This window comes from Glaciimonas sp. PCH181, from assembly GCF_003056055.1.
GTDB lineage: Bacteria > Pseudomonadota > Gammaproteobacteria > Burkholderiales > Burkholderiaceae_D > Glaciimonas.
Map to the genome: position 1 here is coordinate 855,642 of NZ_PYFP01000002.1, position 22,070 is coordinate 877,711.

The window sequence follows — 22,070 nt, forward strand, 5'->3', positions numbered from 1 at the left end:
ATATAGGCCTGCAGAGCAAGCTCCCGTCCTATTGACATACGCGATGCCACATTACACAACCCCTTATTGTACAATAGCTTTCCGGCATTTTCGCCGCCTCTACCGCATTTTCTGCTCATTCCATGTCCCTACTCTGGCAAGCCCGTTTTTTTACTACGGTTAATCACCTCCGTGATTTGCCCACCACTCAAATTCCTGAGATCGCCTTTGCAGGTCGCTCAAACGCAGGAAAATCTACCGCTATCAATCTTTTGTGCAATCAAAAGAAGCTCGCTTTTGCCTCAAAAACACCGGGACGAACCCAACATATCAATTATTTTTCGATCGGTGGCGCTCAAGTCGGCCAACATCGCAAAGATGAAACCAAGGTCGATGAAATCCGCGCCATGCTAGTCGATTTACCTGGCTATGGTTATGCGCAGGTCTCAGGATCGGCCAAATTGCATTGGCAGGAACTGCTCGGCGATTATGTCCGCCGTCGTTCACAATTGGCCGCTTTGGTACTAATTGTTGATTCACGTCGCCCATTCACTGATCTGGACGTCCAAATGGTGGAGTGGTTTGCCCCCACCGGCAAGCCGATCCATTGCATCCTGAGCAAAGTAGACAAATTAAATCGCAACGATGCCACCAATGCGTTGCGTCAGGCGCATACTTTTCTGGGAAGCTACGTAGACGAAAATAATCAGCCTCTGCCGTTCACGGCGCAATTGTTTTCGGCGTTGAAGCGTACCGGGCTGGACGAAGCTAATCAGCGCGTGTTGGAATTGGCGGGATTGGTCAATAATAAGACATCAGAAATCAGTCAGGAAACTGACGTCGACGCCGGTGACGACAGCATCAGCGATGATCAGAACGATCAAAGTAAGCACTCATAAGATCCATTTGCCGTCGCTTATTACCAACACTCATAGCCAACAGTTAAGCAGACGGAAATAAAAAAGCCCTGAAGAAAGGGGATTATCTTCAGGGCAGAATGCCTTATCACATAAAGCGACATGGCCCCGCTCAGGGAGGGAAGCGGGAGGTGAATAATGCACCTATCGCTATGAGGCGGCCAAACTTGAAAAGTTCAAGAGTTTTTGATTTTTTCTAATGATTTTCGCGACTTTTTTAGCCTTCCCGAAATCCCTTAACAAAGGCTCAACAATTCATTGAAAGACCTCGGAGCAGTTATGCAAAATACGCCCAAATTCAGCCCATTGGTTGCCCCTTTTCCAGCGCTGCGCATGCGTCGTATGCGTAAGGATGCATTTTCCCGCGCGATGATGCGCGAAAACACCGTGACGGTCGCCGATCTGATTTATCCGGTCTTTGTGGTCGAGGGCAGCAATCATCGTGAGAAGGTTGCTTCGATGCCCGGCGTTGAGCGCCTTTCCATCGATCTGTTATTAAACGTGGCCGAAGAGTGCGTCGAATTAGGCATTCCGGTCATCGCCTTGTTTCCGGTAATCAACCCTTCCTTAAAAACGCCGGATGGTATCGAAGCCACGAATCCTAACGGACTAATTCCGCAAGCCGTCCGCGCATTAAAATTACGCTTCCCGGAATTAGGCATTTTGACTGACGTTGCGTTAGACCCGTACACCAGCCACGGTCAGGATGGCGTGTTGAATGCCGATGGCTACGTACTCAACGACGAGACCTGCGTATTACTGGTGAAGCAGGCGCTCACTCAGGCGGATGCTGGCGTGGATATTGTCGCTCCGTCAGACATGATGGACGGACGCATCGGTGCAATTCGCAGTGCGCTGGAGGCACATCAGCACATCCATACGCGGATCATGGCGTACTCTGCCAAATATGCTTCGGCGTTCTATGGCCCGTTTCGGGACGCAGTCGGCTCTGCGGCTAATCTAGGCAAGAGCAGCAAAAATACCTATCAGATGGACCCGGCGAACAGCAATGAAGCCCTTCGCGAAGTCGCGCTAGACCTGGCTGAAGGTGCTGACATGGTAATGGTGAAACCCGGCATGCCGTATCTGGACATCGTGCGTCGCGTCAAAGACGAATTCAAAGTCCCGACCTTCGCTTATCAAGTCAGCGGTGAATACGCAATGATTAAGGCTGCCGCGCAAAATGGCTGGCTTGATCATGACAAGGCGATGATGGAAGCGATGATGGCATTTAAGCGCGCCGGTGCCGATGGCGTATTAACTTACTTCGCGCTAGATATTGCACGCCATTTACACAAAAATTAATCTAGCTGGAAAATGTGGCGTTTTTGCGTAAGCAGACTTCAGCAAAAACGCCACGTTGCCGCATTAAATCTGCACAAATAATTCTATACTCTGCTTTTCGCCTCACACCGTCAGCGCCGCTAATCGACATCTTTAGCGATAACTCTCGGCAGACCATTCCTCAGATACTTCGCATATCCCCTTATGGACATTTTTTTGATAGGTGACAATCAGGTCACACAGACCAGCGAATTGCCGAGCGTCGTACCGTCCCAAGGCTTCTTATGGATTGATACGACGCACGAAGAGGTCGCTGCTGATCCAGAGGGCTGGCGCGATATGATTGCTGCGGCCACCGGCACACAAATTTATGATCCGCATTTGGTAGATGCGATTAATCCTGCTCATCCGTCGTATTTCGATTCGACGCAAGACTACGGCATGGTGGTATTTCGCAAATTATCGCCGCGTGACAGCAGCAATAGCGATACCCCGCCAGTGGCTACCGTGGAGGACTCGTCCAGCGCTGTGGCAGAAAGTGGCAAACGTAAGCCTGCCGCCGCATTAAGTGATCTTTCCACGCAGCCGATCACGTTCTTTCTCATGGGAAATGCGCTGGTAACAGTCCATGAGCACCACAGCCGCACCATTAGCGCGGTGCGTAGTCGCCTGCTGGGCTACGCCAACAAAAGCAGCAAACCTCTGCATAACGGTGCGCGACTGCCAAACTCACCAGAAGATTTAATGCTGCGGCTGCTGAATGCCATGGTCGACAAATATCTGGAACTACGCCAACCACTGACTTCGCAACTTGATCGCTGGCAACGTGCGCTGCTCGATCCGGCGCGGCCGTTCAAGGACTGGGTAAGATTGCTCGATGCGCGTATTGAATTACGCAAATTGGAAAGTTTGTGCGAAGAACAGCACGATGCGATGCAAGAATTGCGTGACTACTTTGTCGATATGGACGATGACGGCGACGGCGTTACGATCAGCCGGGCACGCGATTTATTGTTAGTACGTATTCATGACGTGATGGAACACATCACACGCGTATTGAATCACGCAAGCCGATTGGAATCATCGATTGAATCCGCAGTGCAAATTCATTTCTCCGCCGTTGCGCATCGGACCAATGAAATCATGCGTACGCTGACCGTCATCACTGCGCTGTTTATGCCACTGACGCTCATTACGGGTATTTTTGGGATGAATTTCGCGGTCATGCCGCTACTGCAAAACAAGACTGGATTTTGGCTGACAATGATTAGCATGGTGCTGATTGTCATTGGCATGCTGGCGTTCTTTCGACGCCGCCGCTATTTGGAAAGTCCGCGACCTGAACGCCGCTAACGTTCTATTTTGCGCATAAAAAAATGCCTCAAACAATAACGTTTGAGGCATTTTTCTTGCAGCGCATTATTTGTTAGGCTGCGGTGTCAGGCGTAAATAAGGTCGAATTGCTTTATAACCTTTTGGAAATTTCTGCTTGATAACTTCTTCATCTTGCAGCGACGGAATGATCACTACATCGTCGCCATCTTTCCAGTTTCCTGGTGTTGCTACCGAATGGTTGTCAGTTAATTGCAACGAATCGATAACACGTAAAATCTCATCAAAATTACGTCCGGTGCTGGCAGGATAAGTAATGATCAAACGTACTTTTTTAGCTGGGTCGATCACGAACAATGAACGCACTGTATTGGTTGTGCTTGCATTAGGATGGATCAAGTCATAGAGCTCCGACACCTTGCGATCAGCATCTGCAATGATCGGAAAACCGACTATCGTATTTTGCGTTTCATTGATGTCCTTGATCCACTCCTGATGTTTGTCAGCCGGATCAATGGAGAGGGCGATCACTTTCACGCCGCGCTGCTCGAACTGCGATTTCAGTTTAGAGGTCAGGCCCAATTCAGTTGTGCACACGGGTGTGAAGTCGGCCGGGTGGGAAAATAATACTACCCAAGAATCTCCGACCCAATCGTAAAATTTAATTTTACCCAGCGAAGAATCCTGCTCAAAGTCGGGGGCGATATCGCCAAGACGTAAGGTCATTTCGTTCTCCTTTAAATTATGCAAGTAACTATTAGACAAACTTCCTGCCAAGACCCTGTTGCGGTCTGGATAGATCTAAAACTATAGTCTTGATACAAAGATTAACTAACGATTATTAACGATTATCTACATAACTTTATGCTATGAAGAAAAACGTTAATTTGCTGATTGTTGCGCTGCTTCGCGCAACAATCAGCAAATATTGACACAAAAAACACGTGATTAATTTGTCTTGTCCAACGCTGATAATGATTGTACGAATGTATCGGCATTCTGAAATCCAATCACTCTGCCGCCGGAGAATTCTTTGCCCGAGCGATTAAAAAGGATGATGCCCGGCGGCCCGAATAAATTGAAGCGCTTGAGCATCGCCTTATCATCAGCATTGTTCGCGGTCACATCGATTTGCAGCAAGACTAAGTCGGCGAAACGGGCCTTTACGCGCGGATCCGGGAAGGTGAATTTTTCCATTTCTTTGCAAGACACACACCAATCAGCATAAAAATCCAGCAACGCCGCTTTGCCGTTCGTTTGTGCGAGTGCTGCATCTAATTCTGCAACCGATTTGACGCGCACAAACTCGGTATGCACGATCTGTTGGCCGCCAAGATGCGCGAGAGGTGTCAACACATCACGACCACCAGTGGCGCCACTGACCAGCTGCAACAAGCCCAACGCAATGAACACTAAACCAAATGCCTTGGCGAACCAACGTGCAGACTTATCCCACAATAAATACGCACCATAACCAATCCCAAGCGCGGCCCAACAAAATATCTGCACCGTCGCAGGAATGACTGGAGACACCATCCACAATGCAACGCCGAGCATCAGCACCCCGAAGAAGCGCTTGACTGACTCCATCCATGCGCCCGCACGCGGCAACAAAGCCCCGGCGGATATCCCCACCAGCAGCAACGGCACACTCATGCCAACCGCCATCGCGAACAACGCGCTACCGCCGATAACGACGTTACGAGTCTGGCTGATATACACCAATGCACCCGCCAAAGGCGCCGCAACACAAGGCCCCACAATCAACGCCGAAATCGCGCCCATGACAAATACACCAGCAAGTTTACCTGCGGACTGCTGATCCGATACTTGCGTCAGTTTCGTTTGCATCGATCCTGGCAACTGCAATTGATATACGCCAAACATCGAGAGAGACATCAAGACCATCAGCAATGCAAATGCCGACAATACCCAGACGTTCTGTAATGCAGCGGATAAACCCTCGCCAGCAAGGCCCGCAGCGACGCCCAGCGCGGTATAGACAATTGCCATCCCCATCGCATACGCGACCGATAATATAAACGCACGTCGCCGCTTTACCTGCGCGCCTTCGCCAACAATAATCGAAGACAAAATTGGCACCATCGGCAATACGCACGGCGTAAAGGATAGCCCGAGTCCGAGCAACAAAAATAGCGGCATGATGACCAGAAGCTTGCCGCCTTTTAGAGAAGATTCGATACGACCAATATCGGCATCGTCAGTCAGATTCGCGCTATCTGCATTCACCACTGCGGGATTCGCTGTCGAAAAATTTGCGGCCCCCGTTGCATTTTGTTGGGGAGTATCAATCGCCGCGCCACTTCCTTTGGCTGCGCCGATTGCACCAAGTAAACCGCCACCGCTGGATGGACCGCCATTCGCCGATAGATTAACGCGATGCTCCATCGGTGGATAACACAAGCCCTTGTCGGCACAGCCTTGACCGGCCACGATCAACGTGAACGCAGCAGCCGCTGCGACCGGGATTTTAATCGTGATGCTATGGTGATAAGTCTCTACATCTTTCTGGAAAGTTTTATCATATTTGACCACACCAGCTGGGATTTGCGGCTCTCCGAGCGTCGCGCCTTCTGCCTGAAAGTGAAACCGCTCGCGATACATGTAATAACCATCAGCGATGGCATAGGTCACTTCGGCAGTTTTTGGATCGGCCATGCGGGCCGAAAATTTAAAAGCAACTTCTGGCGCCAGATAGTCCTCTTCTGCACGCGCAGCGGACATGAACACAGTCATCAGGCTTAGCACCAAGAAAAGCACCAATCCCGGTTTGAAACATTTAAACATTCAAATCCCTTTTTGTTTCAGTGCCGATCCATTCGAGATAAGCAGGAAGGCCTTTAGCAATCGGCAACGCGATAATTTCAGGAAGCTCGTACGGATGCGCTGCCTTAATAAAATTTTCAAGCTCGCTATAACGCTCTGTGGTGGTCTTGATCATCAATGTCACCTCTGTCGTCTGCTCTAATTTTCCCTGCCAGAGATACACTGAATGCACCTCAGGCAGGAGATTGACACAGGCCGCCAATTTACGTTCCACAAGTTGTCCCGCAAGCACGTTTGCGGTCGAAAAATCGGGCATATTAGTTACTACCAGCAGCGCATTTGTCATAGTCGCCTCCGAAGTATTTTCCTTACAATAAACGTCGACGGGTCAGGACCACTGCGGCGTAAAAGCCAAAACAACAATATCCAATCAAAATAGCGAGATCAGTTATTGGGGTAGTCGGCCAGGTTCCGAGCAATAACGGCCGCACCAAATGTACGGCGGCATTCAACGGCAATATCTGCGCAATCGTCTGTAACCATCCTGGTAACTGTGCCGATGGATAATACACGCCGGACAGAAAGATCATCGGCGTCAACACCAACGTAAAGTAGTAGGTAAAAAAATCATAGCCCTTGGCGAGCGCATTGAAGACCAAGCCCAGAGAGCCAAAAGTCATACCGATTAAGAATAATAGCGGTAACACTAACAACGTGTGCGGATGCAGGCCGATTCCCAGACAAAACATCACCAAAAGAATAGCTACCCCGGAAAAAATCGACTTGGTGGCAGCCCACAACATTTCTGCCAGTATCACGTCATCCAGCGCCAGCGGTGCATTCAACAGCGCATCCCAGGTTTTCTGCACATGCATGCGCGAAAATGCGGAATACAGCGCCTCAAAAGAAGCGGCCCACATAATTGACATGCAGATGGAACCTGAAGCCAGGTAATGGATATAGGGAATGCCATCGACTTCTTTGAGCAGACTACCCAGACCATAGCCGAAAGCCAGCAGTGTAATAAGCGGATCGGCAATATTGCCTAACACACTCGCTACCGCCAGCTTCTTCCATACTAAAAAATTGCGCTGCCAGATCGGCTGAAAACGTCTCGAAAATGCGGGAAATGCATAGATATTCATGTCAATCCCGCATTTCACGGCCAGTGAGTTTTAAAAACAAATCTTCAAGATTGGCGGGACGATGAATGTAGCGCACGCCCGGGGTTCCTTGCAGTTCATGTACGAGTACTTGTGCATCGTTGGTATAACAAAAAATAGTTTCACCGCTGATTTCGATCCTTGCCGAACGGGCAGAGTTGCCGCCACCATCACCATTCAGCCACGCTTTGGCCTTCTCGCCATAAATCTCGACTACCTCGGCTTCAATATGCTGCGCAATCAAGGCGCGCGGCGAGCCTTCAGCGATCATTTTTCCATGATCGACGACTGCCAGACGGTCGCACAGACGCTCAGCCTCATCCATGAAGTGCGTGGTTAATAAAATTGTCTTCCCTTGGCTTAGCAACGTTTTCAGACGCTCCCAAATCATATGTCTGGCTTGCGGATCGAGACCGGTGGTAGGCTCATCCATGAAAATCAAATCCGGATCGTTGACCAACGCTCTGGCCAACGTTAAACGCCGACGCATGCCGCCGGATAATTCATTGATCCGTGCATGTTGCTTGGCACCCAGATTGGCAAATTCCAGCAGTTTTGGAATTCTTTCGTTAATCACGGCATCTGGTATCCCGAAATAACGACCAAAGACTAAGAGATTTTCTGAGACGGTGAAGTCTGGATCGAGATTGTCACCCTGCGGTACTACACCGATCCTTTGACGGGCTAAACGTGACTCGGCCGGGATAGGATGACCTGCTAACCGAATATCGCCACTATCCGCTGCCGTTAAGCCGAGACATAACCGCAACGTTGTAGTCTTACCCGCTCCGTTCGGGCCTAACAAGCCATAGCATTCCCCTGCGCGCAGTTCGAACGACAAACCGTCAATCACTATCGTTTTGGCACCTTTGCTGCCAAAAGATTTACGCAGATTAGTCACACTTAAGATGGATGAATCGGATATCGGAGCCATTATCGAGGCCATAGCTGAGCACTTATATTATTGTACTTATTTGTCGGGCCACAGTTCTGGCGTGTGGCAAATCAATAGCTTAGCGGAGTTACATTCACGATCGATGGAAATCTGTAATACATGAAGGCAGCTTTAAAAAATCACAAAATGCAAAAAGCCAGGCTAGGCCTGGCTTTCAATTTTAACGCACACTTTACGTACTTGACGTATTAGTCTGCTGTCGGTACATCTGCTTCGTCGCTGACCTCAGGACGATCCAACAACTCAACGTAAGCCATAGGTGCGTTATCACCAACACGGAACCCCATTTTCAAGATACGCAGGTAACCGCCATTGCGATTTGCGTAACGTGGGCCGAATTCAGCAAACAATTTCAAGACCATTTCGCGGTCACGCAGGCGACTAAATGCCAGACGCTTGTTTGCTAGTGTGTCAGTCTTACCCAATGTCAGAATCGGCTCAATAACGCGGCGCAGTTCTTTTGCTTTTGGCAATGTTGTCTTGATTGCTTCGTGACGCAGCAACGAAACAGTCATGTTGCGCAGCATAGCCAAACGATGGGAAGAGGTACGATTTAATTTACGTAAGCCGTGGCGATGACGCATGATAATTCCTTTTCAGTTTTGAGTTTAAGTCCAGCTCTTCGATCGATTTCGGCAATCTTGCCTAGTCGCGGGCCGGTTTAAGATTAATTAACAACAACTTGGTCAAAATAACCAAAAAATTGACAACAGGGGCGAGATTTTACATCGCCCTTGCTGCTTACGGCAAATATTACTTTTCTAAACCGGCAGGTGGCCAGTTTTCAAGCTTCATACCTAAAGTCAGACCACGCGAAGCCAATACTTCCTTGATTTCATTCAAGGACTTACGACCCAGATTCGGTGTCTTCAACAGTTCATTTTCGCTACGCTGGATCAAATCACCAATGTAGTAAATATTTTCTGCTTTCAGGCAATTGGCTGAACGTACTGTCAGTTCCAGATCATCGACCGGACGCAACAGGATAGGATCAACTTGTGGTGCACGTGATGGCGCTTCAGCAGCAGCTTCAGTGCCTTCCAGTGCCGCGAACACATTCAGCTGGTCAACCAGTACACGCGCCGACTGGCGAATGGCTTCTTCTGGTGTAATCACACCATTGGTTTCAATGTTAATGACCAATTTATCCAAATCCGTACGCTGTTCGACACGTGCCGACTCAACCGCGTATGAAACACGACGCACTGGTGAAAACGATGCATCCAGAATAATGCGACCGATAGTCTTGTTGGTATCTTCCGACAGACGACGAACATTACCCGGTACATAACCACGGCCTTTTTCGACTTTGATCTGCATGTCCAGTTCACCGCCGCCAGTTAAATGCGCGATTACGTGGTCCGGATTAACTAACTCAACGTCGTGCGGCAGATCGATATCGGACGCCAATACTGCGCCTTCGCCGCCTTTTTTCAAGGTCAATGTGACCTCATCACGATTGTGCAGTTTAAAAACTACACCTTTCAAATTCAGCAGAATATCAACAACATCTTCTTGGACGCCATCTAACGAAGAATACTCGTGAACAACGCCAGCGATAGTAACTTCAGTCGGTGCGTAGCCTACCATTGACGACAGCAGGACGCGACGCAACGCATTACCCAAAGTGTGGCCGTAACCACGTTCAAACGGCTCCATCACTACTTTAGCGTGACCTGCGCCGAGTGCTTCTACTTCGATAATACGTGGCTTCAACAAACTGTTTTGCATGAAATGTCCTTTTCAATACCCTCGGCTCATTACACCGATAAGGCTGATGGCATTACGAAAAAAGCCCATCCGAGGATGGGCGAGAAAAATATTTACAAATTAACGCGAGTACAGTTCGACGATCAGCGATTCGTTGACGTCAGCGGCAATTTCGCTACGATCTGGCATGGACTTGAAAGTACCTTCCATTTTCTTAGCATCAACAGATACCCATGAAGGCATACCGATTTGCTCTGCGAGCGACAACGCTTCAACGATACGTACTTGTTTTTTCGATTTTTCGCGAACAGCAACAACGTCACCAGCTTTAACTTGGTACGAAGCGATATTCACAACGTTACCATTTACGGTGAACGCTTTGTGCGAGACCAATTGACGGCCTTCAGCACGAGTAGAACCAAAACCCATACGATAAACAACGTTATCGAGACGTGCTTCTAGCAATCTCAGCAGAGTTTCGCCGGTGTTACCCTTGCGACGATCTGCTTCAGCGAAGTAACGACGGAATTGGCGTTCCAAAATACCGTACATACGCTTAACTTTTTGCTTTTCGCGCAATTGGTTACCGTAGTCCGAAGTACGCGCACCAGAAGTACGACCATGTTGACCTGGCTTTGAATCTAGTTTGCACTTAGAGTCCAAAGAGCGACGTGCGCTTTTCAGGAAAAGATCCGTACCTTCACGGCGTGAGAGTTTTGCTTTAGGTCCAATATAACGTGCCACGATGTTTCCTTTAGTGAGTGACGTCAAGACCCATGACTTATAACAGTCTGGTTACATGACGCTAGTCTGCTTTGCCTACAAACAGACGGTGGGCTTAAGAACAAAACCCGCCAAGGTCATTGGCGGGTCACTTGCAAGCTGCTAATTCGAGAATTAACAGCGCAACAATTACTTAGATACGACGACGCTTTGGAGGGCGGCAACCGTTGTGCGGAACTGGTGTCACGTCTTGAATTTGAGTAATTTTAATACCCAAATTATTCAAAGCGCGAACTGCAGACTCACGACCAGGGCCAGGGCCCTTGATGCGAACTTCCAGATTCTTAACACCACATTCAACAGCCACTTTACCGGCCGCTTCTGCTGCAACCTGCGCTGCAAATGGAGTCGACTTGCGGGAGCCTTTAAAGCCAGCGCCACCAGATGTCGCCCATGACAACGCGTTACCTTGACGATCGGTAATCGTGATGATGGTGTTGTTAAAGGACGCGTGAATATGCGCGATACCTTCTGCAACGTTCTTTTTAACTTTTTTACGCACACGTGCTGCTGCGGCGTTATTGGGGGACTTTGCCATAATAATTTCCTTGAATCCGACTACAAATCAACGCGCAGTTAATTATTTCTTCAGCGATTGAGCGGCTTTACGCGGCCCCTTACGGGTACGAGCATTGGTACGGGTACGTTGACCACGGCAAGGTAGACCCTTACGGTGACGCATACCACGGTAGCAACCCAGATCCATCAGACGCTTGATGTTCATCGACAATTCGCGACGTAGATCACCTTCGACGATGAATTTTGCAATTTCATCGCGTAGCTTTTCTAATTCGCTATCGTCTAGATCTTTGACCTTTTTACTGGTCGAAATACCCGTAGCATCGCAAATCTTCTGCGAACGTGGGCGGCCAACACCATAGATGGCGGTTAAGCCAATAACAGTGTGTTGATGGTTTGGGATATTTACCCCTGCAATACGTGCCATTCGTTATTCCTCGATCAATAACGTTAGTTAACCTTGGCGCTGTTTATGGCGCGGTTCTGTGCAAATGACGCGAAGAACGCCTTTGCGCTTAATGATCTTACAGTTGCGGCAAATCCGCTTAACTGATGCGAGCACTTTCATGGTGGCCCTCTTTCTTTCAGCTTAAGGTTCTAAATACTGTTTATTTGGTACGGAAAACAATCCGTGCCCGGCTTAAATCATAAGGTGTCAATTCTACCGTCACCTTATCTCCTGGAAGGATACGAATATAGTTCATCCGCATCTTGCCAGAAATATGACCGAGGACGATATGTCCGTTTTCCAACTTGACTCTAAATGTAGCATTGGGGAGATTCTCTAGAATCTCGCCTTGCATCTGGATAACGTCGTCTTTTGCCATTCGGTCTACTGGTTCCTCTGGGCGCTCAATCCAACTTAACGCGTAGGAATTCCGCCCTTGAAATTTGCTTTACGAAGCAGCGATTCATATTGCTGCGACATCACATAATTTTGTACTTGCGCCATGAAGTCCATGGTGACCACAACGATAATCAACAGCGATGTGCCACCAAAATAAAATGGCACCTTCCAACGCGCAATCAAGAACTCTGGCAACAAACATACCAAGGTAATATAAACTGCACCTGCTAATGTCAAACGCATCAAGATCTTATCGATATAACGTGCAGTCTGATCACCTGGTCGAATTCCTGGAACAAACGCCCCGCTCTTCTTCAAGTTGTCTGCAGTTTCTTTGCTGTTAAATACCAATGCGGTATAAAAGAAGCAAAAGAATACGATCGCAACTGCGTACAACAAAGCATGAATCGGTTCGCCTGGTGCCAACGATGCTGCCAGATCTTTCAGAAACCGCACTACAGGATTAGTAGTGTCCCCTGAAATAAACCAGCTAGTAATCGTCGCTGGGAACAAGATAATTGAAGAAGCAAAAATTGGAGGAATCACACCTGCCATATTCAACTTCAGTGGCAAATGACTACTTTGACCACCATAAATCTTGTTACCAACTTGCCGCTTTGCGTAATTCACCAATATCTTGCGTTGTCCACGTTCGATAAACACCACCACGAACGTTACAGCTGCAACTATTAGACAGATTAAAATCGCTGACAACGCTGCCATTGAGCCTGTACGCACCAACTCAAATAATCCACCGACCGCATTAGGCAAGCCCGCAGCGATACCAGCAAAGATAATGATAGAGATGCCGTTACCAAGACCACGCTCAGTAATTTGCTCGCCTAGCCACATCAAGAACATTGTGCCAGTCACCAGCGTCACAACCGTCGTAAAACGGAAAGCCAAACCTGGATCAAGTACCAAACCTGCCTGTGATTCAAGTGCTACAGCAATACCTAACGCCTGGAACGTCGCCAAAAGCAATGTGCCGTAACGTGTATATTGCGTAATCTTACGTCGCCCAGACTCGCCTTCCTTTTTCAAGGCCTCGAGTTGGGGTGACACGATTGACATCAGTTGCATAATGATCGACGCCGAAATATACGGCATGATCCCTAATGCAAAAACGGTAAACCGCGATAACGCACCGCCGGAAAACATGTTAAACATACCAAGAATACCGCCTTGGTTCTGCTTAAACAACTGGGCCAACTGTGTCGGATCAATACCCGGTACAGGAATATGTGCGCCAATCCGGTAAACAACCAGTGCTGCAAGCAAGAACCACAAACGTCCCCAAGGGAAGCCGCTAGCAGCGCTCTTTGCAAGTTGGGGAGTAGTCGCCAATTGTCGCTCCGAGTCAGTAAACCAAATTAAGCAACAGTGCCGCCAACGGCTTCGATAGCAGCTTTAGCGCCTTTAGTTGCGATCAAGCCCTTCAATGTCACTTTTCTGGTCAGCTCGCCGGACAGAATAACCCGTACCACGCGTGCTAGCTCACCGATAACGCCGGCTTGCTTGAGAACCAAAATATCGATTTCATTAACAGGCAATAGTTCCAATTCCGACAAGCGGACTTCTGCTTTATACGGAGTTGCCATTGATTTAAAACCACGCTTAGGCAAGCGGCGTTGCAAAGGCATCTGACCGCCCTCAAAACCCACTTTATGAAAACCGCCTGAACGAGATTTCTGACCTTTATGGCCACGACCTGCAGTTTTACCTATACCCGAGCCGATACCGCGACCTACACGACGCTTGTAATGCTTAGCGCCATCTGCTGGTTGGATAGTATTCAATTCCATAATTTGCTCCGTTCGTAAGCCGAAGCTTACGAAACCACTTTCACAAGATAGGACACTTTATTGATCATGCCACGCACAGATGGAGTGTCTTGCAATTCGGAAACCGAATTAACACGACGCAAACCCAACCCGCGAACTGTCGCACGATGTGTTTCACGCGTGCCGATCAAACCTTTGATCAATTGTACTTTTACAGTCTTTGTCATCATGATCACCTTAGCCGAGAATATCTTCAACGGATTTGCCGCGTTTAGCAGCGATTTCCGATGGAGTGTTCATTTTTGCCAGACCATTCAACGTGGCGCGAACCAGGTTGTAAGGATTGGTGGAACCGTTGGACTTAGCCACAACGTTCGTGATACCCATCACTTCAAAAATAGCGCGCATAGGACCGCCAGCGATAACACCAGTACCTTCTTTAGCTGGAGCCATCAGAACTGATGAGGCGCCATGCTTGCCGGTCAAAGTGTGCTGTAAAGTACCGTTCTTAAGCGTTACTTTAATCATCTTGCGACGGGCTTCTTCCATAGCCTTTTGCACTGCAACTGGCACTTCTTTCGATTTGCCCTTGCCCATGCCAATACGGCCATCGCCATCACCAACAACAGCCAATGCTGCGAATCCCATGATACGACCACCCTTAACCACTTTGGTTACACGGTTGACCGCAATCATTTTTTCGCGCATGCCATCATCTGGCTTATCGCTTTGCATTTTCGATTGCATTTTTGCCATGACGATTTTCCCTTAGAACTTCAGACCAGCTTCACGTGCGGCATCTGCCAACACTTTGACGCGGCCATGATAACGGAAACCGGAGCGATCAAACGCAACTTCGGTAACCCCTGCTTTCAATGCCTTCTCAGCGACGCGCTTGCCAACCAGCGATGCAGCAGAAGTATTCCCGCCTTTGCCAGACTGACCAGCCAACTCTTGGCGCACTTCAGCTTCTAGTGTCGAGGCCGAAGCCAGCACTTTTGCGTCAGGGCCAATGATGCTAGCGTAGATATGCAAGTTAGTACGATGCACTGCTAGGCGTGTCACCTTTAACTCTGCGATCTTGGCACGCGTTTGGCGTGAGCGGCGCAGACGTGATTGTTTCTTATCCATCGTCAACCCCTATTACTTCTTCTTGGTTTCTTTAAGGATTACCACTTCGTCCGAGTAACGAACGCCCTTGCCTTTATATGGCTCAGGTTTGCGGTAAGCACGAACTTCTGCAGCAACCTGACCAACACGTTGCTTGTCGATACCCTTGATCAGGATCTCGGTTTGCGTCGGTGTTTCGCACTTCACGCCTTCAGGCATTTGGTGAGCAACAGGATGCGAGAAACCGAGCGACAAATTCAACTTATCGCCTTGCGCTTGCGCACGAAAACCAACGCCTACCAAGTTCAGCTTCTTTTCGAAGCCCTTAGTAACACCGGTAACCATATTGTTGACCAGCGCACGTAATGTGCCGGACATCGCATTGGCTTCGCGACTATCATTCGCCGCAGCGAAATTAAGTGTGCCGTTGTTGTTTTCGATAGTCACCAATCCTGTTAAGGATTGGAACAGTGTGCCCAATGGGCCTTTTACTACGATCTGCTCTGCAGTGATGGTCGCTTCCGCGCCAGCTGGCAGTGCAATCGGCATTTTACCTACACGTGACATGTTGGGCTCCTTAGGCGACGTAGCAAATAACTTCGCCACCGACACCGGTTGCGCGCGCTTTGCGGTCCGTCATGACACCTTGTGGTGTCGAAATAATTGCCACACCCAAGCCGTTCATCACATTTGGAATGTCATCTTTGCCTTTGTAGACACGTAATCCTGGACGGGATACGCGCTCAATACGCTCAATAACTGGACGGCCGGCATAATACTTCAAACCGATTTTCAATTCTGCTTTGCCACCTGCTTCAGCAACAGCAAAATCTTCGATGTAACCCTCGTCCTTAAGGACGTTAGCAATCGCAATTTTGACCTTCGACGATGGCATTGCCACGGCGGTCTTTTGAACTACTTGCGCATTGCGGATACGGGTCAGCATATCGGCGATAGGATCGCTCATACTCATTGCTTATTCTCCTATTACCAGCTAGCTTTAGTCATACCCGGAATCTCACCACGCATGGCGATTTCACGGAGCTTAATACGGCCCAGACCGAACTTGCGGAAAGTGCCACGTGGACGACCAGTCAAGGCGCAACGATTACGTTGACGAGTCGGATTTGAGTTACGTGGCAACGCTTGCAATTTCAAGCGAGCTTCGTAGCGCTCTTCTTCCGACTTCGATTGGTCATCAATGATTGCCTTTAACTCGGCACGCTTACCGGCAAATTTCTTTACCAGGTCAGCACGCTTTTGTTCACGGTTAATCAGTGCCAGTTTTGCCATGGCAACCTCAGTTTCTGAACGGAAATTTAAATGCGGCGAGAAGCGATTTTGCTTCATCGTCGGTCTTGGCAGTCGTCGTGATACTGATATTCAGACCACGCAATGCATCAATTTTGTCGTATTCAATTTCGGGGAAAATGATTTGCTCTTTAACACCGATATTGTAGTTACCACGACCGTCAAATGCACGACCAGATACGCCACGGAAGTCACGAACGCGTGGAAGCGCGACAGTAACCAGACGATCCAGAAATTCGTACATATGAGCACCACGCAGAGTGACCATACAACCAATTGGGTAGCCTTCACGGATTTTAAAACCCGCAATCGCTTTACGCGCCTTGGTCACAACCGGCTTTTGACCTGCAATCTTAGTCAAATCGCCAACAGCGTGTTCAATGATTTTCTTGTCCGCGATCGCTTCCGACAGACCCATGTTAAGGGTGATCTTCAAAATGCGCGGAACTTCCATTGCCGACTTGTAAGCGTATTTCGCTGTCAGATCAGCAACGACCTTTTCTTTATAGAACTCTTGGAGACGGGCCATGATCTCTTAAACCTTAACAACTTCGCCGCTGGACTTGAAAACGCGAACCTTCTTACCGTCCACGTCTTTAAAACCAACGCGATCTGCCTTGCCAGTTGCTGCGTTAAACAACGCAACATTTGACACATGAATTGGCATCAGCTTATCAACGATGCCACCAGTTTCACCAGTCATCGGATTTGGCTTAGTCGCTTTTTTAGCGACGTTAATACCATCAACGACAACAAAGTTAGCATCAACGCGTTGCTTTACAACTCCGCGCTTGCCCTTGTCTTTACCAGTCAGGACGATTACCTCGTCACTTTTCCGAATCTTATCCATCTCGACTCCTTACAGCACTTCAGGCGCGAGTGAAACAATCTTCATGAAGCGCTCTGTGCGCAATTCACGAGTGACTGGTCCAAAAATACGCGTACCAATTGGCTCCAGCTTTGCATTCAACAACACAGCTGCATTACCATCGAACTTAACCAACGAACCATCCGGGCGACGCACACCTTTTGCAGTGCGAACAACCACGGCGTTGTAGATCTCGCCCTTTTTAACGCGGCCACGCGGCGCAGCAACTTTGACTGTTACCTTGATAACATCGCCAATGCTGGCGTAACGACGCTTGGAACCACCCAGAACCTTGATGCACATTACTTCACGCGCACCAGTGTTGTCGGCCACTTCGAGCCGGCTTTCCGTTTGAATCATAATATTTTCTTTCCCAACTTAACTCGTGGCCGCCTATGCGGATTTACGGTCAGTCTTGGTCCTGTCAGAAACACCCTGATGGATGTACTGCTTAGGTGGACGACTTCCAAAACTTCTTGCTAATTCTACTTATTAACTGCAGGGTGTTTATTTCGCTCTTATCGGAAACCAAGAAGAGCGAAGCCAAGCATTATTACATCAAAATGCCTGGCTCGCAACAAATATTTATAGAACTTGTGCTACTTGTACCACACGCGTCACGCTCCAAGCTTTAGTCTTGGAAATAGGACGGCCTTCCTGAATTTCAACTACGTCGCCTTCCTTAGCCTGATTAGCTTCATCATGCGCATGGTACTTGTTAGTACGTACGATGATTTTGCCATACAGAGGATGCTTTACGTGGCGTTCGATCAGGACGGTAACAGTCTTATCCATTTTGTCGGACACGACCTTACCAACCAGCGTGCGCTTCAGCGCTTGTTTCACTTGATCGTTCATTACTGGGCGCCCTTCAAATTGATGACGGTCTTTACCCGTGCGATATCGCGACGAACTTTCTTCAATTGCGACGTATTGTTCAATTGCTGAGTACCGATTTGCATACGAAGGCTAAACTGCGCCTTCAACAATTCTTTCAGCTCTTTAGTCAATGCCGCTTGATCTTTGTCGCGGAGTTCAGATGCTTTCATGATTCACTCCAATTATTGGCCGACTTGACGCACGACAAACGTGGTCAATAGCGGCAATTTAGCTGCAGCCAAACGGAATGCTTCACGCGCGAGTGTTTCATCGACGCCATCCATCTCGTACAGCACTTTACCTGGCTGAATTTCAGCCACGTAGTACTCAGGATTACCTTTACCGTTACCCATACGGACTTCGGCAGGCTTTTGCGAAATTGGTTTGTCTGGGAAAATACGAATCCAGATCCGACCACCCCGTTTGATATGACGAGTCATTGCGCGACGTGCCGCTTCGATCTGACGCGCAGTGATACGACCACGTCCAACCGCCTTCAGGCCAAATTCGCCAAACGACACGGCAGTGCCGCGTGAATGCGAAATGCCTTTATTGCGGCCTTTTTGCTCTTTACGATATTTTCTGCGTGCTGGTTGCAGCATGATTATTCTCCTGCTTTCTCAGCCGGCGCAACAGGAGCACCTTCAGCAGCGCCATCCGGCTTTTTGGCACGGGCTGGACGCGCAACTGGCGCACCTGGACCTGCCGTAGTAGTTTTAGGACGTGGACGGCTAGATGGCTTACCATCGTCACGACGTGGACCACGACGCTTTTTGTCATCGTCATTAGGGATGTCAACTACCGGCGTTTCACCGTTAGGCAAACGATCGCCTTTATAAACCCAGACTTTAATACCAATAATGCCGTACGTAGTTTCAGCTTCGCCAAAACCGTAATCAATGTCAGCGCGCAGAGTGTGCAGTGGCACACGACCTTCGCGATACCATTCTGTACGAGCAATTTCAATACCATTCAGACGACCAGACGACATGATCTTAATACCTTGCGCGCCCAAACGCATTGCATTCTGCATCGCACGTTTCATCGCACGACGGAACATAATACGCTTCTCGAGCTGCTGAGCAATCGAATCAGCAATCAGTTGGGCGTCAGTTTCAGGCTTACGAATTTCTTCGATATTAACGTGAACTGGTACGCCCATCAGTTTTGTCAACGCAGACTTCAATACTTCGATGTCTTCGCCTTTTTTACCGATAACAACACCTGGACGTGAGCTGTAAATTGTAATACGTGCGTTCTTTGCAGGGCGCTCGATAACAACACGGCCAACGGAGGCGTTCTTCAGTTTTTTCTTGAGGTAAGCACGAACTTTAAGATCTTCGTTCAGCATAGTGGCAAAATTACTATTGCCAGCATACCAACGTGAACCCCAGTTACGCGTTACCGCAAGTCGAAAACCGGTTGGATGAATCTTCTGTCCCATCGTGACTCCTTAGTTTCCGACAGTCACGTAAATGTGACAGGATTGCTTCGAGATACGATCACCACGGCCTTTTGCACGCGCTGTGAAGCGCTTTAGGACCGAACCTTTTTCGACATAAATCGTCGTGATTTTCAGTTCGTCGATATCTGCACCATCATTGTGCTCGGCGTTCGCAATTGCGGACTCCAAAACACGTTTGATGATAGCCGCACCCTTCTTCGGACTAAACGTCAGAATATGAAGAGCTTGATCAACTTTTTTGCCGCGAATCAGGTCTGCGACCAGACGGCCCTTTTGGGCCGACAGACGCACACCGCGGAGGGTAGCTTTAGTTTCCATCATCGGACCTTATCTCTTAGCCTTTTTATCGGCAGCATGACCTTTGAACGTACGGGTCAATGCGAATTCGCCGAGTTTGTGACCGACCATATTTTCGGAAACATAAACCGGGACGTGTTGTTTACCGTTATGCACGGCAATCGTCAAACCGATAAAGTCCGGCATGATAGTCGACCGGCGCGACCAAGTCTTAATTGGCTTTTTGTCTTTGATTGCCTGAGCAGCCTCAACTTTTTTCACCAGATGGGCGTCGCAGAACGGCCCTTTTTTCAATGAACGTGTCATGTGTTACCCCTTATTTCTTGCCACGGCGCGAGACGATCATTGAAGTAGTACGCTTATTGCGGCGTGTCTTCTTCCCTTTTGTCTGCTGACCCCATGGCGAAACTGGATGACGACCAGCTGCAGTCTTACCTTCACCACCACCGTGAGGATGGTCAACCGGATTCATTACCACACCGCGAACGGTAGGACGAACACCACGCCAACGCATCGCACCCGCTTTACCAATCTTACGCAGGCTGTGTTCAGCATTACCGACTTCACCAACCGTTGCACGACATTCAATGTGCACACGACGGACTTCACCAGAACGCAGACGAACCTGAGCGTAGATTCCTTCGCGTGCCATCAACACAACGCCAGCACCAGCGGTACGCGCCATTTGAGCGCCTTTACCTGGAAGCATCTCAACGCAATGCATGATCGTACCGACAGGAATGTTACGAATTGGAAGGCAATTACCCGACTTAATCGTCGCTTGCGAACCATTCATCACTTGATCGCCAACTGCCATGCCTTTAGCTGCAATGATGTAATGACGCTCACCATCTGCATAACATAACAACGCGATATTCGCAGTACGGTTTGGATCGTATTCGATCCGCTCCACTTTCGCTGGAATACCATCTTTGTTACGCTTAAAGTCAATAACGCGATAGTGTTGCTTATGTCCACCACCGATGTGACGAGTAGTGATATGACCGTTGTTATTACGACCCGCTGTTTTCGATTTCTTTTCGATCAGGGCAGCAAATGGACGGCCTTTATACAGGTCGGGATTAACGACCTTGACCATACCACGGCGACCCGGCGAGGTCGGTTTAACTTTAACGAGTGCCATTATTTAGCCTCCTCGGTGAAGTTGATCTCTTGACCCGGTTTCAAGCACACGAATGCGCGACGGGTATGATTACGCCGGCCATTGAATTTACCGGAGCGCTTTTGCTTACCAATACGGTTGGCGACTTGCACCGACTCAACCTGCACTTTGAAAAGCAATTCGACAGCAGCCTTAACTTCCAATTTGGTAGCGTCTGGTGCGATACGAAAAACGACTTGCTCGTTTTTTTCCGCAACAAACGTTGCCTTCTCAGAAATAACTGGCGCTAGCAACACTTTCATCAAGCGCTCTTCGCTATGTTTAACTAATGCGTTCATGCCAGCATCTCCTCAATCTTGGCCAATGCCAGCTTGGTGATCAAGATCTTCTTGTAGAACACCAGAGAAACCGGATCAGCATGACGTGGCTCACATACCAGTACGCCTGGCAAGTTACGCGCCGCCAACAACAGGTTTTCTTCCAAATTGTCAGTAATGACCAATACAGAATCCAAGCCCATATTCTTTAGCTTTTGCGACAGCAGTTTAGTCTTTGGCGCTTCTACCGAGAAATTCTCGACAACCGACAAACGACCTTCACGCGCCAACTGAGACAGAATCGAGCAGATACCTGCGCGATACATCTTTTTATTGACTTTATGCGAGAAATTTTCATCAGGCGAGTTCGGGAAAATACGACCACCACCACGCCACAAAGGCGATGACGACATACCAGCACGAGCACGGCCCGTACCTTTTTGACGCCATGGTTTTTTGGTAGTGTGATGTACTTCTTCACGATCTTTTTGCTTACGGTTACCGCTGCGAGCGTTAGCCTGATAAGCAACGACGACTTGGTGAATCAGCGCTTCATTGTAGTCACGGCCGAAAATAGTATCCGGAGCAGCGACATTCGAAGCAGCTTGACCTTGGTCATTCAGGAGCTTGAGTTCCATGA

Annotated in this window: 35 protein-coding genes; 3 read left to right on the plus strand and 32 right to left on the minus strand. The window is 48.7% G+C overall.

Annotated features, from left to right (window positions below):
• Nucleotides 1-122: 122 nt before the first annotated feature.
• The 3 genes from yihA to C7W93_RS16990 all read left to right on the plus strand — a co-directional run bounded on the left by yihA (nucleotide 123) and on the right by C7W93_RS16990 (nucleotide 3,533).
• Complete coding sequence (yihA, locus tag C7W93_RS16980) at nucleotides 123-878, plus strand: ribosome biogenesis GTP-binding protein YihA/YsxC (RefSeq protein ID WP_108441461.1); 756 nt, start codon at nucleotides 123-125, stop codon at nucleotides 876-878.
• Between the two features lie 297 nt (nucleotides 879-1,175).
• Entirely contained in the window at nucleotides 1,176-2,201 is a 1,026-nt protein-coding gene (gene hemB / locus C7W93_RS16985) for a porphobilinogen synthase (protein ID WP_108441462.1), read from the plus strand.
• Nucleotides 2,202-2,384: 183 nt separating this feature from the next.
• Nucleotides 2,385-3,533 carry a magnesium transporter CorA family protein gene (locus C7W93_RS16990; protein ID WP_108441463.1) on the plus strand — a complete coding sequence of 383 codons (1,149 nt, stop codon included), beginning with the start codon at nucleotides 2,385-2,387 and terminating at the stop codon, nucleotides 3,531-3,533.
• A 66-nt stretch (nucleotides 3,534-3,599) separates the two neighbouring features.
• Here C7W93_RS16990 and C7W93_RS16995 read toward each other — a convergent pair whose 3' ends face one another.
• From C7W93_RS16995 to rplD, 32 genes are all read right to left on the minus strand, one after another.
• Nucleotides 3,600-4,238 carry a peroxiredoxin gene (locus C7W93_RS16995; RefSeq protein WP_108441464.1) on the minus strand — a complete coding sequence of 213 codons (639 nt, stop codon included), beginning with the start codon at nucleotides 4,236-4,238 and terminating at the stop codon, nucleotides 3,600-3,602.
• Between the two features lie 222 nt (nucleotides 4,239-4,460).
• On the minus strand, nucleotides 4,461-6,320 hold the full coding sequence (gene dsbD, locus C7W93_RS17000; protein WP_108441465.1) for a protein-disulfide reductase DsbD: 1,860 nt from the start codon (nucleotides 6,318-6,320) through the stop codon (nucleotides 4,461-4,463).
• A complete protein-coding gene (gene cutA / locus C7W93_RS17005) occupies nucleotides 6,313-6,645 on the minus strand; it encodes a divalent-cation tolerance protein CutA (RefSeq protein WP_108441466.1) in 333 nt (110 codons plus the stop codon). The genes dsbD and cutA overlap by 8 nt, the downstream gene beginning before the upstream one ends.
• Before the next feature lie 22 nt (nucleotides 6,646-6,667).
• Nucleotides 6,668-7,444, minus strand: a complete 777-nt coding sequence (locus C7W93_RS17010; protein WP_108441467.1) for an ABC transporter permease — start codon at nucleotides 7,442-7,444, stop codon at nucleotides 6,668-6,670.
• Between the two features lies 1 nt (nucleotide 7,445).
• Nucleotides 7,446-8,408, minus strand: a complete 963-nt coding sequence (locus C7W93_RS17015; RefSeq protein WP_370446479.1) for an ATP-binding cassette domain-containing protein — start codon at nucleotides 8,406-8,408, stop codon at nucleotides 7,446-7,448.
• A 197-nt stretch (nucleotides 8,409-8,605) separates the two neighbouring features.
• Nucleotides 8,606-9,001, minus strand: a complete 396-nt coding sequence (gene rplQ, locus C7W93_RS17020; RefSeq protein ID WP_108441468.1) for a 50S ribosomal protein L17 — start codon at nucleotides 8,999-9,001, stop codon at nucleotides 8,606-8,608.
• A gap of 169 nt (nucleotides 9,002-9,170) precedes the next feature.
• Complete coding sequence (rpoA, locus tag C7W93_RS17025) at nucleotides 9,171-10,148, minus strand: DNA-directed RNA polymerase subunit alpha (protein ID WP_108441469.1); 978 nt, start codon at nucleotides 10,146-10,148, stop codon at nucleotides 9,171-9,173.
• Nucleotides 10,149-10,247: 99 nt separating this feature from the next.
• On the minus strand, nucleotides 10,248-10,871 hold the full coding sequence (gene rpsD, locus C7W93_RS17030; RefSeq protein WP_108441470.1) for a 30S ribosomal protein S4: 624 nt from the start codon (nucleotides 10,869-10,871) through the stop codon (nucleotides 10,248-10,250).
• Nucleotides 10,872-11,043: 172 nt separating this feature from the next.
• A complete protein-coding gene (gene rpsK / locus C7W93_RS17035; protein WP_014004417.1) occupies nucleotides 11,044-11,448 on the minus strand; it encodes a 30S ribosomal protein S11 in 405 nt (134 codons plus the stop codon).
• A 42-nt stretch (nucleotides 11,449-11,490) separates the two neighbouring features.
• Nucleotides 11,491-11,856: a 30S ribosomal protein S13 gene (gene rpsM, locus C7W93_RS17040; protein ID WP_108441471.1), complete on the minus strand. Its 366-nt coding sequence runs from the start codon at nucleotides 11,854-11,856 to the stop codon at nucleotides 11,491-11,493.
• Nucleotides 11,857-11,883: 27 nt separating this feature from the next.
• Nucleotides 11,884-11,997, minus strand: a complete 114-nt coding sequence (gene rpmJ, locus C7W93_RS17045; RefSeq protein WP_108441472.1) for a 50S ribosomal protein L36 — start codon at nucleotides 11,995-11,997, stop codon at nucleotides 11,884-11,886.
• A gap of 40 nt (nucleotides 11,998-12,037) precedes the next feature.
• Nucleotides 12,038-12,256 carry a translation initiation factor IF-1 gene (infA, locus tag C7W93_RS17050; protein WP_014004414.1) on the minus strand — a complete coding sequence of 73 codons (219 nt, stop codon included), beginning with the start codon at nucleotides 12,254-12,256 and terminating at the stop codon, nucleotides 12,038-12,040.
• A 35-nt stretch (nucleotides 12,257-12,291) separates the two neighbouring features.
• Nucleotides 12,292-13,623: a preprotein translocase subunit SecY gene (secY, locus tag C7W93_RS17055; protein WP_108441473.1), complete on the minus strand. Its 1,332-nt coding sequence runs from the start codon at nucleotides 13,621-13,623 to the stop codon at nucleotides 12,292-12,294.
• A 26-nt stretch (nucleotides 13,624-13,649) separates the two neighbouring features.
• On the minus strand, nucleotides 13,650-14,081 hold the full coding sequence (gene rplO, locus C7W93_RS17060; RefSeq protein WP_108441474.1) for a 50S ribosomal protein L15: 432 nt from the start codon (nucleotides 14,079-14,081) through the stop codon (nucleotides 13,650-13,652).
• A 26-nt stretch (nucleotides 14,082-14,107) separates the two neighbouring features.
• Nucleotides 14,108-14,290, minus strand: coding sequence for a 50S ribosomal protein L30 (gene rpmD, locus C7W93_RS17065; protein ID WP_108441475.1), 183 nt, complete (start codon nucleotides 14,288-14,290; stop codon nucleotides 14,108-14,110).
• A gap of 7 nt (nucleotides 14,291-14,297) precedes the next feature.
• Complete coding sequence (gene rpsE, locus C7W93_RS17070; protein ID WP_108441476.1) at nucleotides 14,298-14,816, minus strand: 30S ribosomal protein S5; 519 nt, start codon at nucleotides 14,814-14,816, stop codon at nucleotides 14,298-14,300.
• A 12-nt stretch (nucleotides 14,817-14,828) separates the two neighbouring features.
• Nucleotides 14,829-15,191: a 50S ribosomal protein L18 gene (gene rplR, locus C7W93_RS17075; RefSeq protein WP_108441477.1), complete on the minus strand. Its 363-nt coding sequence runs from the start codon at nucleotides 15,189-15,191 to the stop codon at nucleotides 14,829-14,831.
• A gap of 12 nt (nucleotides 15,192-15,203) precedes the next feature.
• On the minus strand, nucleotides 15,204-15,737 hold the full coding sequence (gene rplF, locus C7W93_RS17080) for a 50S ribosomal protein L6 (protein WP_108441478.1): 534 nt from the start codon (nucleotides 15,735-15,737) through the stop codon (nucleotides 15,204-15,206).
• A 10-nt stretch (nucleotides 15,738-15,747) separates the two neighbouring features.
• Nucleotides 15,748-16,143, minus strand: a complete 396-nt coding sequence (rpsH, locus tag C7W93_RS17085; protein ID WP_108441479.1) for a 30S ribosomal protein S8 — start codon at nucleotides 16,141-16,143, stop codon at nucleotides 15,748-15,750.
• A gap of 14 nt (nucleotides 16,144-16,157) precedes the next feature.
• Entirely contained in the window at nucleotides 16,158-16,463 is a 306-nt protein-coding gene (gene rpsN / locus C7W93_RS17090; protein WP_108441480.1) for a 30S ribosomal protein S14, read from the minus strand.
• A gap of 7 nt (nucleotides 16,464-16,470) precedes the next feature.
• Nucleotides 16,471-17,010, minus strand: coding sequence for a 50S ribosomal protein L5 (rplE, locus tag C7W93_RS17095; RefSeq protein WP_108441481.1), 540 nt, complete (start codon nucleotides 17,008-17,010; stop codon nucleotides 16,471-16,473).
• 6 nt (nucleotides 17,011-17,016) lie between these two features.
• Nucleotides 17,017-17,331, minus strand: a complete 315-nt coding sequence (gene rplX / locus C7W93_RS17100; protein ID WP_108441482.1) for a 50S ribosomal protein L24 — start codon at nucleotides 17,329-17,331, stop codon at nucleotides 17,017-17,019.
• A gap of 9 nt (nucleotides 17,332-17,340) precedes the next feature.
• On the minus strand, nucleotides 17,341-17,709 hold the full coding sequence (gene rplN, locus C7W93_RS17105) for a 50S ribosomal protein L14 (protein WP_108441483.1): 369 nt from the start codon (nucleotides 17,707-17,709) through the stop codon (nucleotides 17,341-17,343).
• Between the two features lie 225 nt (nucleotides 17,710-17,934).
• Nucleotides 17,935-18,207 (minus strand): 30S ribosomal protein S17, encoded by a 273-nt coding sequence (gene rpsQ, locus C7W93_RS17110; RefSeq protein ID WP_108441484.1) that lies wholly within the window; start codon nucleotides 18,205-18,207, stop codon nucleotides 17,935-17,937.
• Nucleotides 18,207-18,398 (minus strand): 50S ribosomal protein L29, encoded by a 192-nt coding sequence (gene rpmC / locus C7W93_RS17115; protein WP_108441485.1) that lies wholly within the window; start codon nucleotides 18,396-18,398, stop codon nucleotides 18,207-18,209. Before rpmC ends, rpsQ begins: the two co-directional genes overlap by 1 nt.
• 12 nt (nucleotides 18,399-18,410) lie before the next feature.
• Nucleotides 18,411-18,830, minus strand: a complete 420-nt coding sequence (rplP, locus tag C7W93_RS17120) for a 50S ribosomal protein L16 (protein WP_108441486.1) — start codon at nucleotides 18,828-18,830, stop codon at nucleotides 18,411-18,413.
• 2 nt (nucleotides 18,831-18,832) lie between these two features.
• Nucleotides 18,833-19,672: a 30S ribosomal protein S3 gene (gene rpsC, locus C7W93_RS17125; RefSeq protein WP_108441487.1), complete on the minus strand. Its 840-nt coding sequence runs from the start codon at nucleotides 19,670-19,672 to the stop codon at nucleotides 18,833-18,835.
• A 9-nt stretch (nucleotides 19,673-19,681) separates the two neighbouring features.
• Nucleotides 19,682-20,014 (minus strand): 50S ribosomal protein L22, encoded by a 333-nt coding sequence (rplV, locus tag C7W93_RS17130; protein ID WP_184013448.1) that lies wholly within the window; start codon nucleotides 20,012-20,014, stop codon nucleotides 19,682-19,684.
• Nucleotides 20,015-20,020: 6 nt separating this feature from the next.
• Entirely contained in the window at nucleotides 20,021-20,296 is a 276-nt protein-coding gene (rpsS, locus tag C7W93_RS17135; protein ID WP_108441488.1) for a 30S ribosomal protein S19, read from the minus strand.
• 10 nt (nucleotides 20,297-20,306) lie between these two features.
• Nucleotides 20,307-21,134, minus strand: a complete 828-nt coding sequence (gene rplB / locus C7W93_RS17140; RefSeq protein WP_108441489.1) for a 50S ribosomal protein L2 — start codon at nucleotides 21,132-21,134, stop codon at nucleotides 20,307-20,309.
• The gene (gene rplW, locus C7W93_RS17145; RefSeq protein WP_108441490.1) at nucleotides 21,134-21,451 is read right to left on the minus strand and encodes a 50S ribosomal protein L23; all 318 of its coding nucleotides are present in this window, start codon (nucleotides 21,449-21,451) and stop codon (nucleotides 21,134-21,136) included. Before rplW ends, rplB begins: the two co-directional genes overlap by 1 nt.
• On the minus strand, nucleotides 21,448-22,068 hold the full coding sequence (gene rplD / locus C7W93_RS17150) for a 50S ribosomal protein L4 (protein ID WP_108441491.1): 621 nt from the start codon (nucleotides 22,066-22,068) through the stop codon (nucleotides 21,448-21,450). Before rplD ends, rplW begins: the two co-directional genes overlap by 4 nt.
• Nucleotides 22,069-22,070 lie beyond the last annotated feature (2 nt).